Raw genomic sequence first — 14,678 nt, 5'->3', positions numbered from 1 at the left:
GAAAGATTTCGCTGCGCACTCGATCGCGGGCAAGCCTTGCTCCTATAGGCCCGCATCAATGATCATGGTTTGTCCGCCCGCTCAGCTGCGAACCCCTGACGCTGGGCGCGGTACAAGGTAAACTTCGTCTCCTTCGCAGGAGCAGCCATGAATTATCGTCACGCCTTCCACGCCGGCAATCACGCCGATGTGTTCAAACACCTGACCTTGACCCGCCTCATCGCCTTGATGTCGCGCAAGGAGCAGCCGTTTGCCTATCTCGACACCCACGCCGGCATTGGTCTGTATGACCTGCAGGGCGATCAGGCGAGCCGTACCGGTGAATACCTGGAAGGCATCGCACGCTTGTGGGGCGAGCAGGATCTGCCGCCGCTGACCGCCGATTACATGCGCGTCTTGCATGAGATGAACCCGGATGGCGAGTTGCGCTACTACCCGGGCTCGCCTGAGCTGGCGCGGCGTTTGACCCGTCCGCAGGACCGGGTATTGCTCAACGAGAAGCACCCGGAAGACGGGTTGTTGCTCAAGGACAACATGAAGGGCGATCGCCGAGTCAAAGTGCACCTGGGCGAAGGCTGGCACGTGCCACGGGCGCTGTTGCCGGTGCCGGAGAAGCGTGGGTTGATGCTGATTGATCCGCCGTTCGAGAAGCTCGACGAAATGCAGCGTTGCGCCGCGTCGCTGAAAGAGGCGATTGGCCGGATGCGTCAAACCGTGGCGGCGATCTGGTACCCGGTGAAGGATCAGCGCATGTTGCGTCGTTTCTATCAGGACCTGGCGGGCACCGGTGCGCCGAAGTTGTTGCGCGTGGAGTTGCTGGTGCATCCGCTGGATACGCCGAACAGCCTGAACGGTTCAGGGCTGGCGATTGCCAATCCGCCGTGGGGGCTTGAGGAAGAGTTGCGCGAGTTGCTGCCGTGGCTGTCGAAGAAGCTTGGCCAGACCCAGGGCGGGTGGCAGATGGATTGGTTGATCGCTGAGTAATGTGTGGCGAGGGAGCTTGCTCCCGCTCGGCTGCGAAGCAGTCGTAAAATCGGTATACAGGTTCTATCTGAAAGAACATTGTCACTGATTTTAGGGCCGCTTCGCGCCCCAGCGGGAGCAAGCTCCCTCGCCACAGGTACTGTGTTCACCCATCAAATCGGGCAGGTCACGCCCGTACCGCCAATCCCGCAATACCCTTCAGGGTTTTTTGCCAGGTATTGCTGGTGATAGGCCTCGGCGTAGTAGAACGTCGGGGCTTCTTCGATTTCAGTGGTGATAGTGCCGAGGCCGGCCTTGGTCAGTTCAGCCTGGAACACTTCCTTGCTGGCCTTGGCCGCTGCCAATTGGCTTGGGTTGGTGGCGTAGATCACCGAGCGGTACTGGGTGCCGATGTCGTTGCCCTGGCGCATGCCCTGAGTCGGGTTGTGCAGTTCCCAGAACATCGCCAGCAATTGTTCGTAGCTGACCTTTTCCGGCTCGTAGACCACGAGCACGACTTCGCTGTGGCCGGTCAGGCCCGAGCAGACTTCTTCGTAGGTCGGGTTCGGGGTGAAGCCACCGGCGTAACCCACGGCTGTGCTGTACACACCTTCGCGCTGCCAGAAGCGCCGCTCTGCGCCCCAGAAGCAACCCAGGCCGAAGATCGCGAAGTCCACATTGCCCGGAAACGGACCCAGCAGCGGATGGCCGTTGACGAAGTGTTCGTCCGGTACTTTTATCGGGGTTTCGCGGCCAGGCAGCGCTTGTTCTTTAGTCGGGAGCACGTTTTTGTTCACCAGGATTTCCGAGCGCAGAACCATGATCAGTCCTCTCAGTCAGGTTGGGATGAGCGATATACGCAATAAGACCCACAGTGTGCCCGAGTGTTACAGCGCTGTCAGGCGATTGGGCCACGCGGATAGCGTTTGAGCTTCTCGATCAGCTCGGCGCCCGGGATCGGCCGGTCGAACAGGTAGCCCTGGCCGACATCGCAACGGTGGCGACGGAGGAACGCCAGTTGTTCGGCGGTTTCGATACCTTCGGCGACCACTTTGATCTTGAGGTTATGGGCCATGGCGATCACGGCCGAGGTGATTTCCATGTCGTCCTGGTTGTCCGGGATTTCATGGATGAAGCTGCGATCGATCTTGATGATGTCGATCGGGAATTTTTTCAGGTAGCTGAGCGATGAATAACCGGTGCCGAAGTCGTCCATGGCCAGGGTCAGGCCCAGACGCTTGAGTTGGTCGAGCTGCAAGTGGGTATCTTCGGTGGCTTCCAGCAGCAGGCCTTCGGTCAGTTCCAGCTCCAGCAAGCGCGCGGGCAGCTGTTCTTCCTTGAGGATGTTGGCAATCGACGAAACCAGGTCCGGATCGGAAAACTGCTTGGGCGACAGGTTGATCGCCACCTGCAAATTGCCGAGTCCGGCGGCGGTCAGCTCTTTGCTCATGCGACACGCCTGACGGGCAATCCATTTGCCGATGGGAATGATCAGGCCGGTTTCTTCGGCGACGCTGATGAACTGATCCGGGCGGATCATGCCCTTTTCCGGATGGTTCCAGCGCAGCAACGCTTCCATTCCCAGCAAGCGCCCGGAGCGCAGGCACAACTTGGGCTGATAGAACACGTCCAGCTCGTTCTGGGTCAGGGCGCGGCGCAGGTTGTTTTCCACGAACAGCTTGTAGCTGGCCTCGGCGTTCAGCGCTTCGGTAAACACCTGAACCTGATGTTTGCCGTTGGCCTTGGCCTTGTGCAGCGCGAGCCCCGCGTTACGCATCAGGGTCTGCGGATCGCGGCCGTGCAGTGGCGCACAGGCCAGGCCCACGGAGCCCGTAACGCTGATCAACTGGTTGTCGACGAACATCGGCTTATCCAGCGTCATCAACAATTGGCTGGCGATCTGTTGGCCGGCTACAAGGTGGGTGTCGTCGAGCAGCACCGCGAACTCGTTACTGGCGAAACGCGCCAGGCTGCCGCTCGGGCTCAGGCTGTTGCGCAGCCGCCGGGCCAGGCTGATCAGCAGTTTGTCGCCGGTCTGATGGCCGAGGCTGTCATTGATCCGCTTGAAGTTGTCGATGTCCACCAGCAGCAGGCAGATCGGGCTGTCGCTGTCGCGGGCGAAACGCTCGTCGAGGTTGCGGATGAACGCCGGACGGTTGCCCAGGTTGGTCAGGTTGTCGGTGTAGGCCAGGCGCTCGATACGTTGCTGGGCGAGCTTGGTCTGGGTGATGTCTTCGTAGATGCCGATGTAGTGGGTCAGTTCACGATTGTCGCCGTAGACCTTGGAGATCGACAGCTGGCCCCAGTACGGTTCGAGGTTTTTGCGTCGGCTCTTGAACTCGCCCTGCCAGCTGTTGCTCTTGGCCAGGCTTGAAGGCGCGTCGAACAGCAGTTCGCTGAGGTTCTCCAGCGCCGGCAGTTCCGACAGCCGATGGCCGTGGACTTCTTCGGTGCTGTACTGGGTGATCGCGGTGAAGCTCGGGTTGACGTACTCGACCACGCCGTCGCAATTGACCAGCAAAAAGGCGTTGGCACTTTGCTCGACCGCGCGCTGGAACAGATGCAGGGCGCTGGTGGCAGTGCGGCGGTTATGGTTGTTGATGACCTGGGCGAACTGGTCGGCCAGCTCGCCGGCGAAGGCGATCTCGTCCGACTGCCAGGCGCGGGTCATGCCGGTTTGTTCCAGGCACAGCACACCAACTACCTGACCATCGACACGGATGCTGGCGTCGAGCATGGCATTGACGTCGCGCGGGCGCAGGCTCTCGGCCATGCCCCGGGTGCGCGGGTCGCGCATGGCATTGTGGGCGTCGATTGCGCGGCTGGTGTGCAAGGCTTCCAGGTAATCCGGGAAGTTGCTGGCGTCAATCACGTCCGGTAACCAGTACTCTTGAGAGGCGCGGTGGTAGGCGGAAATCGGTACCAGCTTCTGGTCTTCGAGGTTCCACAGGCTCGCGCAGTCGATTTCGTAGATCTCGCAGGCGCTGCGGGTGATCAGTTCGGCGGCTTCTTGCAGGGAGTTGCCGGTGCTGTAGCGCTGGCGGGCGAGCAGCAGGATCAGGTCTTGCTGGGCGCGAACGCGATCCAGGTGCAGCAGTTGTTCCTGCTGGGCGCGCTGGTTCAGTTCCAGGGCAATCTGCAGGCGCGAGTTCTGGGTTTCGAGGTCCAGCGCCGGTAGCAGCGGATCATCGGTAAACAAACCGTCGACCACCAGCAAATAGCCGCGTAGCAGGTGGCGATTGTGTTGTTTGTAGGCTTCGCCCAATTCGAGCAGGCTGAGGGAGCCTTGGGCGGTGTGCAGCGTGTAGCGGACCAGATAATGCGGGCTTGCGGTCAATTGTTGCTGGATCGCATCGTGCAACTGATAGCGCGCTTCGGGCTCCATCAGGCTCGCATAGGGTGAGCCGACCAGAGCGCACAGCTCGACAGCGGGCAAACCGAACTGGCGTTCGCAGTTTGGGTCAAGGAACAGCAGCGCCCAGCTTGGTTCATTCAGCCGCTCGAAACGCAGCATGCCGAGCCGCGAGGGCACGGGCAACTGCGTCACTACCTCGGCCACCATACGGCTGGCGGCATCGGGATGGCTTTTCATGGAAGAAACTCGCTTCGAAAATGCTGATCGCGCCGGGCTCGCGCCCTCTTTACTGTTGCCTGCGGCAAGGTTGCATCATGCTGCACTGACTGACAAGTAAGGATGAAGGCTAAGTGCTATAAGACTGTATCGGCAGGCAACCACATTTCTGCAATAAGTTGCTTGCGCCGGCTCCTGTAGCAGCTGCCGAGCCCGCGAGGCTGCGTTCGAGGCGGGCCGCGTTCGGACTAAGTCCTCGTAAATCCTGGGTACGCGGTTTGCCTGAAAGAGCCCGTTAGCTGATTCAACGTCTGCTTCGCAGCCGAACGCAGCCTCGCGGGCTCGGCAGCTGCTACGGGAGCAGTGTTTTACCGTATTTCCGTTCTATAGAGTGCTGCGCAGTGCGATGCTTATCGATTGCAGGGCGTTGCCATTCGCGTCGTGGTAAGTCACTTGTATGTGCTGCGCGTCGACCACCAGGTGCGCAAAGTTATCCTGGCTGACCACGTTACTGGTCAGTTGGTGGTAATAGTCGCCCGTAACGGTCTGCACCAAGGGTTGGTCGAGTACGAAGGTCGAGGCTTTGGCGTAGGGCAGCAGCGCGCTGTTGCACAGAGGCGACGAGACGATGGTGTGAACCTCGAAGTCCGGGTCCTCGCTGTGACTCAGGCGGCTGGTGAGCGAACCATGAACATCACCGGAAACAATGATGACGTTCCTGATCTTGTGGGTCCGGATGGTTTCCAGCAGGCGCAGACGCTGCTCGGGAAAGGCTTGCCAGGCGTCGTCGCCATAGTGCTTGCGGTCGGGGTAGAGCATCACGCTGGTGACCACGAACTTGACCCGTGCCGGGCTGTTGATCAGCCATTTGAGCAGGGCTTGCTCTTGCTCCGCATCGAGGATGCGTCGATCGTCGGCCGAGAGCGTGCGTCGGGTTCGACTGTCGGTCACGAACCATTCGATATCCCCTTCGGAAAACTGATACCAGTACTGTTTTAGTTCTCGGCTGGGTTGCCCGTTGGGTAGTAACTCGTGAACAGGACTGTGGCTGGCCTGATATAACTCATACGCCCTTGTTGCGTTTGTGTAGAGGAACTTATCGTTTTTGCTTTCATTGGCTGGCCAATTGTCTTCTATCTCGTGGTCATCCAGGATCATGTAGGTCGGGAGTGACGCCATCAAGTTTCGAATATGCGGCTGAGAAAAAGCGGTGCGGTACTTGCTGAGAATGTCCTTGTATTCTCGATCAGGAGCAATAATATTCAGGTCATCGATATAAACCTGATCGCCCGTCATCAGCAGAGCGCTGATCGGTGGTGATGATTGTTTAGCCAGTGTGTTGATGGCGGCAAAAATTCTATCGCCCTTGGCGGGTGCCGATGGCACACCCAGTGTCATGCGCAGGTAACGGCATGAGCCAACGATATAGCCGCGTGCTGCGGTGGTTTTGCTTGATGCGGTACGAAAACGATAGATTTCTTTCGGCCATTGCAGGGGGAGTTCTTGCACCGTTTCCACGGTGTGCACCGGGCTCATGGTGCTGAACCAGCCAGCCTGGTACTCGTAGGCGGTATCGGCGTCGAGGTTGTTGAGCGCAATAACGTCGGACAGGTCGTGACGTGCGGTTAAAGCAACAAACAGGCCTTTGGACCAGTGTGCATCAGCGGCGCGGCGATAACGTATTCCCGCAAAGACCGGGGCATTGTTTTCTGCATCACCGCGTAAAAAAATACGAGCGTGGTTAGTTGTTGTGTGGCCAATAATCGGACCAACAGTCGGTTTGAACATTTTCGAGTCCATTCGAAATGTAGCGGTGAAAGTTATAAAGTTTTGTGGAGGCGGTTAGTGCACTCTGTTGGCGCTATCCTATGGTTCGTTGGGCGATAAATATTGATAGGCAAGTGGACTTTGGCTGTGGTCTGAATAAGCCACGAAAGTAGTCCCGACTATTATCGGCGGTAGGAATACATACAGCGCTTAATCGACCGTTGACGGCATGCTGAAGTGGCGGGTGTTTTTCAGGCAAAAAAAGCCCCGCCAAATTGGCGGGGTTGAGGTACGAGCGTGGCGCTCGGAAAACGTGGAACGCGAGTGGCCCTCCGGTGAAGGAGGGCCGCCCGGTCTTACAGCAGAATGGTGCGGATGTCGCCCAGCAGATCGCTCAGACGCTTGGTGAAGCGTGCGGCAGCGGCGCCGTTGATCACACGGTGATCGTAGGACAGCGACAGTGGCAGCATCAGTTTCGGCTGGAAGGCTTTGCCGTCCCAGACTGGCTGGATGGTTGCCTTGGAAACACCGAGGATTGCCACTTCCGGCGCGTTGACGATCGGCGTGAAGCCGGTGCCGCCAATGTGCCCGAGGCTGGAAATCGTGAAGCAGGCACCTTGCATCTCGTCTGCCGAGAGCTTCTTGGTCCGGGCTTTTTCAGCCAGGGAAGCGGCTTCGGCAGCCAGTTGCAGCAGGCTCTTCTGGTCGACGTTCTTGATGACCGGTACCAGCAGGCCTTCAGGGGTGTCGACGGCGAAGCCGATGTTCACGTATTTCTTGCGGATGATCGCTTTGCCGCTTGGCGCCAGCGAGCTGTTGAAGTCCGGCAGCTCCTTGAGCAGGTGTGCGCAGGACTTGAGCAGCAGTGGCAGTACGGTCAGCTTGACGCCAGCTTTCTCGGCCACGGCTTTCTGTGCGACACGGAAAGCTTCCAGCTCAGTGATGTCAGCCGAATCGAACTGGGTCACGTGAGGCACGTTCAGCCAGCTGCGGTGCAGGTTGGCGGCGCCAGCCTGCATCAGGCGGGTCATCGGCACTTCTTCGATTTCACCGAAGCGACTGAAGTCCACAACCGGAATCGGCGGGATGCCCGCGCCGCCGGTTGCGCCACCAGCGGCCGGTGCTTCCTTGGCCTTCTGCATCATGGCTTTGACGTAAACCTGCACGTCTTCTTTCAGCACGCGACCGTGTGGGCCGCTTGGGCTGACCGCGCTCAGTTCGACGCCGAATTCACGGGCCAGTTGGCGCACCGCAGGACCTGCGTGAACCTTGGCGCCAGGCTTGGCTGGAGCAGCGGCCGGGGCGGCAACTGCAGGCGCGGCTGCAGCCTGAGCGGCAGGTGCAGCAGCAGGAGCGCTCGGAGCGGCAGCGGCTGGAGCCGGGGCTGCAGCAGGTGCCGCGCCTTTGACTTTCAGCTTCAGGATCAGGTCGCCGGTACCGACTTCGTCATCCAGCTTGATGGAAATACTTTCCACCACGCCAGCGGCAGGCGATGGGATTTCCATGCTCGCCTTGTCGGATTCCAGGGTGATCAGCGACTGGTCGGCGGCAACGGTGTCGCCAGCCTTGACCAGTACTTCGATGATCTTGGCCTTGCCTGCCGAACCGATGTCCGGGACGTGGATGTCCTGAACGCTGTCGGCAACCGGTGCAGCCGGAGCCGCAGCGGCTGGCGCCGGAGCAGCGGCAGCAGGCGCAGCAGCCTGGGCTGGAGCGGCAGCAGCAGGGGCCGCAGCACCCGCCACTTCCAGATCCAGAATCAGATCGCCCGTGCCGACTTCGTCGTTGAGCTTGACGCTGATGGCCTTGACCACGCCAGCGGCGGGCGAAGGGATTTCCATGCTGGCCTTGTCGGATTCCAGGGTGATCAGCGACTGATCAGCCTCGACGGTGTCGCCGACCTTGACCTGGATCTCGATGATCTGGGCCTTGCCCGCCGAACCGATGTCCGGCACGTGCACTTGCTGAATGCTGGCAGCAGCCGGTGCGGCAGCAGGCGCCGCCGGCGCAGGTGCGGCAGCCGGTTTGGCTTCAGCTTTGGCAGCAGGCGCAGCGGCCGCCGCAGCGGCACCTTCGACTTCCAGTTCCAGCAGTTCGTCGCCTTCTTTCAGGCGATCGCCCAGCTTCACTTTCAGGCTTTTGATGATGCCGGCCTTGGGCGCAGGCACTTCCATGCTCGCCTTGTCCGATTCCAGCGTCAGGATGCTCTGATCGGCTTCGATACGGTCGCCGACCTTCACAAACAGTTCAATTACTTCACCTTCACCGCTGCCGATGTCAGGTACGCGAATGAGTTCGCTCACAGAGTCTCTCCTCAGCAGTCCAGTGGGTTGCGTTTTGCCGGGTCGATACCGAACTTGACGATGGCTTCAGCCACCACCTTAGGTTCGATGTCGCCACGGTCAGCCAGTGCTTCAAGGGCTGYCAACACCACGAAATGACGGTCGACTTCGAAGAAATGACGCAGTTTTTTGCGGCTGTCGCTGCGGCCGAAACCGTCGGTGCCCAGCACTTTGAATTCCTTGGACGGAACCCACTGACGGATCTGCTCGGCGAACAGCTTCATGTAATCGGTCGATGCAATGACCGGGCCTTTACGGCCGATCAGGCAGTCTTCAACGTAGCTGCGCTTAGGCTTCTGGCCAGGGTGCAGACGGTTGGTGCGCTCTACGGCCAGGCCATCGCGACGCAGTTCGTTGAAGCTGGTAACGCTCCACACGTCAGCGCCGACGTTGAACTCTTCACGCAGAATCTTCGCCGCTTCACGGACTTCACGCAGGATGGTGCCGGAGCCCATCAGCTGAACGTGGTGCGCCGCTTCGCGGGTGTCTTCTTCAAGCAGGTACATGCCCTTGATGATGCCCTCTTCCACGCCGGCCGGCATGGCTGGCTGCTGGTAGGACTCGTTCATCACGGTGATGTAGTAGAAAACGTCCTGCTGCTCTTCGGTCATCTTCTTCATACCGTCCTGGATGATCACCGCCAGCTCGTAGCCGTAGGTTGGATCATAGGTGCGGCAGTTCGGGATGGTGGCAGCCAGGATGTGGCTGTGACCGTCTTCGTGTTGCAGGCCTTCGCCGTTCAGCGTGGTCCGGCCGGCGGTGCCGCCGATCAGGAAGCCACGGGTACGGCTGTCGCCAGCGGCCCAGGCCAGGTCGCCGATACGCTGGAAGCCGAACATCGAGTAGAAGATGTAGAACGGCAGCATCGGCTGGTTGTGGCTGGAGTACGAAGTACCGGCGGCGATGAAGGAGCTCATGGCGCCCGCTTCGTTGATGCCTTCTTCGAGGATTTGGCCCTTCTGGTCTTCCTTGTAGAACATCACCTGGTCTTTATCGACTGGCTCGTAGAGCTGGCCGACGGAGGAGTAGATGCCCAACTGACGGAACATGCCTTCCATACCGAAGGTGCGGGCTTCGTCCGGGATGATCGGTACGATGCGTGGACCGATTTCCTTGTCCTTGACCAGTTGCGCGAGGATCCGCACGAAGGCCATGGTGGTGGAAATTTCACGGTCGCCCGAGCCGTCCAGGATCGCCTTGAGGGTGTCCAGTGGAGGCGTCGGGATGTTGAAGCTCTTGGCGCGACGCTGAGGCACGAAACCGCCCAGTGCGGTACGGCGCTCGCTCAGGTAGCGGGCTTCGGCGCTGCCTTCTTCCGGTTTGAAGAACGGCAGGTTTTCCAGCTCTGCGTCCTTGACCGGAATGTCGAAGCGGTCGCGGAACAACTTCAGGCTCTCGACATCGACTTTCTTGGTGTTGTGCGCAGTGTTTTTCGCTTCGCCGGCACCGGTGCCATAACCCTTGATGGTCTTGGCCAGGATGACGGTCGGTTGTTCTTTGTGGTTGACCGCTTCGTGGTACGCCGCGTAGACCTTGTACGGGTCGTGGCCGCCACGGTTGAGCTTCCAGATCTCGTCGTCGGACAGATCGGCAACCATCGCCTTGAGTTCTGGCGTGTTGAAGAAGTGTTCACGCACGAACGCGCCGTCTTTGGCTTTGTAGTTCTGGTACTCGCCGTCGATAACTTCGTCCATGCGGCGTTGCAGAATGCCGTCGACGTCCTTGGCCAGCAGTGGGTCCCAGAAGCGGCCCCAGATGACTTTGGTCACGTTCCACTGGGCACCGCGGAACACGCCTTCGAGTTCCTGGATGATCTTGCCATTGCCGCGAACCGGGCCGTCGAGGCGCTGCAGGTTGCAGTTGATGACGAAGATCAGGTTGTCCAGCTTCTCGCGGCCGGCCAGGGAGATCGCGCCCAGGGATTCCGGCTCGTCGCACTCGCCGTCGCCCAGGAAGCACCAGACTTTCTGTTTGCCTGGCTGGATGAAGCCACGGTGTTCCAGGTACTTCATGAAGCGTGCCTGGTAGATCGCCTGGATCGGGCCCAGACCCATGGATACGGTCGGGAACTGCCAGAAGTCAGGCATCAGCCATGGGTGAGGGTAGGACGACAGGCCCTGACCATCGACTTCCTGGCGGAAGTTGTTCATCTGGTCTTCGGTGATGCGGCCTTCCATGAATGCACGGGCGTAAACGCCTGGCGAGGTGTGGCCCTGGAAGTAGATCAGGTCGCCGCCGTGTTCGTCGGTCGGGGCCTGGAAGAAATAGTTGAAGCCAATGTCGTACAGGGTTGCGCTGGAAGCGAAGCTGGAGATGTGACCGCCCAGGTCAGAATCTTTCAGGTTCGTACGCATCACCATGGCCATCGCGTTCCAGCGTACCAGCGAGCGAATGCGGCGTTCCATGAACAGGTCGCCAGGCATGCGTGCTTCGTGGGTAACGGGAATGGTGTTGCGGTATGGCGTGGTGATGGCGTAAGGCAATTGCGAACCGCTGCGGGTTGCGAGTTCGCCCATACGGGTCATCAGATAGTGAGCACGGTCTTCGCCTTCTTTGTCGAGAACCGATTCCAGGGCGTCCAGCCATTCCTGGGTTTCGACGGGATCGAGGTCTTGCATGGCTTGCTCCAGGGCGGAAAGGCTTCCAGAATCGGTTGCCTGAGTTAGCGACTGGCCTTGTGGGCAGACGTTATAAATTCTTGGAATGCCGGAGGTTGATTCGGCGGCGTGTAGTTTTACTACAAATCCTCGGCCATTTCAGCCTTTCGAATGTATAGACGAGTAGTAAAACTACAGAGGATGGGCGTGTGGCCTCCTGCTTCGTTGTAAGAATAATCGTTACTGTTGGTCTTTAGCTAACCGAGATAGGTGAAAGTTTGATGCTGGCTGCCAAAAAAAACGAAATTTCAGCTATTTCTAACTTTTGTTCGACAGTCCTTTGCGTAGTGCATTTCATGTATTCACTACAGACAGCCCTTTCTACGCCGATCAAGGATAGACCATGAGCCTTCCTTCGCTTACCGAACTGCCGGCCATTCTTCTTCCGCTTGCCAGCCGCGCCGAGCAGTCGTTCCGTGCCGCTGTTGCCCTGTTTGACGATGATCATGGCCTGTCGACCTGGTCGCCAGAGCGCTGGGCAGCGTTTGCCCGAGTGACAGCGGCCAGTGATTTTGTCATTGAGCAGAGCCTGCGTGACCCTTTGATGTTGCTTGAGCTTGTGCAGTCCGGCGAACTCGACCGAAGTTTCACCGCCGGTGAAATGTGCGCTCAGATCGCCGCCGCTGTGCAGGTGGCCACCACCGACGATGAGTTGGGTCGCGTATTGCGCCGTCAGCGTAACCGTCAGCAAGTGCGGATCATCTGGCGCGACCTGACCCGCCAGGCGGATCTGATCCAGACCTGCCGTGACCTCTCGGACATGGCCGATGCGAGCATCGATCAGGCTTATCAATGGTTGTATCAGCGCCATTGCCAGCAATTTGGTACGCCCACCGGGCGGCGCAGTGGCGAGCCGCAGCAAATGGTCATCCTCGGGATGGGCAAGCTTGGTGCAGTGGAGCTCAACCTGTCGTCGGACATCGATTTGATCTTCGCTTACCCCGAAGGCGGCGAGACGGTCGGCGTAAAGCGTCCATTGGATAACCAGGAATTCTTCATTCGCCTGGGCCAGCGGTTGATCAAGGCGCTGGACCCGATGACCGTCGACGGTTTTGTATTCCGCGTCGACATGCGCTTGCGGCCGTACGGTTCATCCGGCGCGCTGGTGCTCAGCTTCAACGCATTGGAGCAGTACTACCAGGACCAGGGTCGCGACTGGGAGCGTTACGCGATGATCAAGGCGCGGGTGGTGGCCGGTGATCAGGCGGCGGGGGCGCAATTGCTCGACATGCTGCGGCCGTTCGTTTACCGGCGTTACCTGGATTTCTCGGCCATCGAAGCACTGCGCACCATGAAGCAGCTGATTCAGCAGGAAGTCCGGCGCAAAGGCATGGCCGACAACATCAAGCTGGGCTCCGGCGGCATTCGCGAAGTTGAATTTATCGCGCAGGCCTTCCAGCTGATTCACGGGGGGCGCGACCTGAGTTTGCAGCAGCGTCCACTATTAAAAGTACTCAGCACGCTGGAAGGGCAGGGTTACCTGCCGCCAGCGGTGATCAGCGAGCTGCGCGAAGGTTACGAATTCCTGCGCTACACCGAGCACGCGATCCAGGCGATTGCCGACCGTCAGACGCAAATGCTCCCGCATGGCGAGCAGGATCAGGCGCGCATTGCTTTTATGATGGGTTTCGCCAATTGGACGGCGTTCCATGAGCAACTGATGTATTGGCGCGGCCGGGTCGACTGGCACTTCCGTCAAGTGATCGCTGACCCGGATGAAGAGGACGGCGAGGAGAGCGAAGTGGTGGTCGGCGGTGAATGGTTGCCGCTCTGGGAGGAAGCCCAGGATGAAGAGGCTGCTTGCCGTCAGTTGGAAGAGGGCGGTTTTGTCGATGCGCCCAAGGCCCTGAAAATGCTTGCCAGCCTGCGCAGCAGTCCGCAATTGCGGGCGATGCAACGTCTGGGGCGCGAACGACTCGATGCCTTTATTCCTCGTTTGCTGGCGCAAGCGGTGGAACATGCCAGCCCGGACCTGGTGCTGGAGCGCGTGTTGCCGTTGGTTGAAGCGGTGGCGCGGCGCTCGGCTTATCTGGTGTTGCTCACCGAAAATCCCGGCGCACTGCGACGCCTGTTGACCTTGTGTGCGGCCAGCCYATGGATTTCCGAGCAGATCACTCGCTTCCCGCTGCTGCTCGACGAATTGCTCAACGAAGGGCGACTATTCAAGCCACCGTTGGCACCGGAGTTGGCCGCTGAATTACGCGAGCGGCTGACGCGGATTCCCGAGGATGATCTTGAACAACAGATGGAAGCCTTGCGGCACTTTAAGCTGGCGCACCGCCTGCGGGTGGCGGCCTCGGAAATTGCCGGCAGCCTGCCGCTGATGAAAGTCAGCGACTACCTGACCTGGCTCGCCGAAGCCATTCTGGAGCAAGTGCTGGCCCTGGCCTGGCGCCAGACGGTCGCCAAGTACGGCTCACCGCAGCGTTCCGACGGAACCTTGTGCGACCCGGGTTTCGTCATTGTCGGTTATGGCAAGGTCGGCGGCCTGGAGTTGGGGCATGGTTCGGACCTCGACCTGGTGTTCATCCATGATGGTGATCCGCAGGCAGAAACCGACGGCCCGAAACCGATCGACGGCGCGCAGTTCTTCACCCGACTGGGCCAGCGGATCATCCATTTGCTGACCACCCAGACCAACTCCGGCCAGCTGTACGAAGTCGATATGCGCCTGCGCCCTTCCGGTGCGTCGGGGTTGTTGGTCAGTTCGTTGGGGGCGTTCGAGCGTTATCAGGAAAACGAAGCCTGGACCTGGGAGCATCAGGCGTTGGTGCGGGCGCGGGTGCTGGTCGGCAGTCAGGATGTCGGCCAGGCCTTCGAGAAAGTCCGGGCGAAAGTCCTGGGCCGTGCACGCGATTTGCCCAAGCTGCGTCAGGAAGTCAGTGAGATGCGCGCCAAGATGCGCGACAACCTGGGGAGCAAGGGCACCGCTGCCGGGACTGCGCCAAACGCCTTTGAAGCCACTGCTCCGTTCGACCTCAAGCAGGACGCCGGTGGTATCGTCGATATTGAATTTATGGTGCAATACGCCGCCTTGGCGTGGTCTGACACGCACCCTTCGCTGCTCCGCTATACGGATAACATCCGCATTCTGGAAGGTCTGGAGGAGGTCGGGTTGATGCCCGCCGAAGACGCCAGCCTGTTGCGTGAGGCCTATAAAACCTACCGCGCGGCGGCTCACCGCCAGGCCCTGCAGAATGAGGCCGGGGTGATTCCGGGGGACCAGTTTGTGGCCGAGCGACGGGAAGTGTTGCGGATCTGGCGCGAGCTGGGGTTAAGCTGAACATCCAAGTTGACTGTCAGGCCGTCATCGCGAGCAGGCTCGCTCCCACAGTGGATCGACAGCGTTTTGTAGGATTCTCGAGGCGGGGAGGCGTA

Annotated in this window: 7 protein-coding genes; 2 read left to right on the top strand and 5 right to left on the bottom strand. The window is 59.8% G+C overall.

What is annotated here, in order from left to right:
- Positions 1–147: 147 nt before the first annotated feature.
- Positions 148–984 (top strand): 23S rRNA (adenine(2030)-N(6))-methyltransferase RlmJ, encoded by an 837-nt coding sequence (locus tag AC1DHT_RS21065; RefSeq protein WP_054595295.1) that lies wholly within the window; start codon positions 148–150, stop codon positions 982–984.
- 152 nt (positions 985–1,136) lie between these two features.
- Here AC1DHT_RS21065 and msrA read toward each other — a convergent pair whose 3' ends face one another.
- The 5 genes from msrA to aceE form a co-directional block, all read right to left on the bottom strand.
- The gene (gene msrA / locus AC1DHT_RS21060) at positions 1,137–1,784 is read right to left on the bottom strand and encodes a peptide-methionine (S)-S-oxide reductase MsrA (RefSeq protein ID WP_427534247.1); all 648 of its coding nucleotides are present in this window, start codon (positions 1,782–1,784) and stop codon (positions 1,137–1,139) included.
- A 77-nt stretch (positions 1,785–1,861) separates the two neighbouring features.
- Positions 1,862–4,555 carry a sensor domain-containing phosphodiesterase gene (locus tag AC1DHT_RS21055; protein WP_427537941.1) on the bottom strand — a complete coding sequence of 898 codons (2,694 nt, stop codon included), beginning with the start codon at positions 4,553–4,555 and terminating at the stop codon, positions 1,862–1,864.
- 363 nt (positions 4,556–4,918) lie between these two features.
- On the bottom strand, positions 4,919–6,322 hold the full coding sequence (locus tag AC1DHT_RS21050; protein ID WP_427537945.1) for an alkaline phosphatase D family protein: 1,404 nt from the start codon (positions 6,320–6,322) through the stop codon (positions 4,919–4,921).
- 335 nt (positions 6,323–6,657) lie between these two features.
- Entirely contained in the window at positions 6,658–8,604 is a 1,947-nt protein-coding gene (gene aceF, locus AC1DHT_RS21045) for a dihydrolipoyllysine-residue acetyltransferase (RefSeq protein WP_442114534.1), read from the bottom strand.
- 11 nt (positions 8,605–8,615) lie between these two features.
- Entirely contained in the window at positions 8,616–11,261 is a 2,646-nt protein-coding gene (gene aceE, locus AC1DHT_RS21040; RefSeq protein WP_477761453.1) for a pyruvate dehydrogenase (acetyl-transferring), homodimeric type, read from the bottom strand.
- A gap of 382 nt (positions 11,262–11,643) precedes the next feature.
- Between aceE and glnE the strand changes: the two genes are divergently transcribed.
- Positions 11,644–14,583 (top strand): bifunctional [glutamate--ammonia ligase]-adenylyl-L-tyrosine phosphorylase/[glutamate--ammonia-ligase] adenylyltransferase, encoded by a 2,940-nt coding sequence (gene glnE / locus AC1DHT_RS21035; protein ID WP_477761452.1) that lies wholly within the window; start codon positions 11,644–11,646, stop codon positions 14,581–14,583.
- Positions 14,584–14,678 lie beyond the last annotated feature (95 nt).

The sequence above is a fragment of the Pseudomonas sp. 05N432 genome (assembly GCF_056396945.1).
Note: the sequence above shows the minus strand (reverse complement) of the source record. Positions and strands in the feature narration are given on the sequence as shown.

Bases quoted from the DNA above. Each gene is read 5' to 3' on its own strand.
- AC1DHT_RS21065 (WP_054595295.1), top strand. From the start codon at position 148: ATGAATTATCGTCACGCCTTCCACGCCGGCAATCACGCCGATGTGTTC.
- msrA (WP_427534247.1), bottom strand. From the start codon at position 1,784: ATGGTTCTGCGCTCGGAAATCCTGGTGAACAAAAACGTGCTCCCGACT.
- AC1DHT_RS21055 (WP_427537941.1), bottom strand. From the start codon at position 4,555: ATGAAAAGCCATCCCGATGCCGCCAGCCGTATGGTGGCCGAGGTAGTG.
- AC1DHT_RS21050 (WP_427537945.1), bottom strand. From the start codon at position 6,322: ATGTTCAAACCGACTGTTGGTCCGATTATTGGCCACACAACAACTAAC.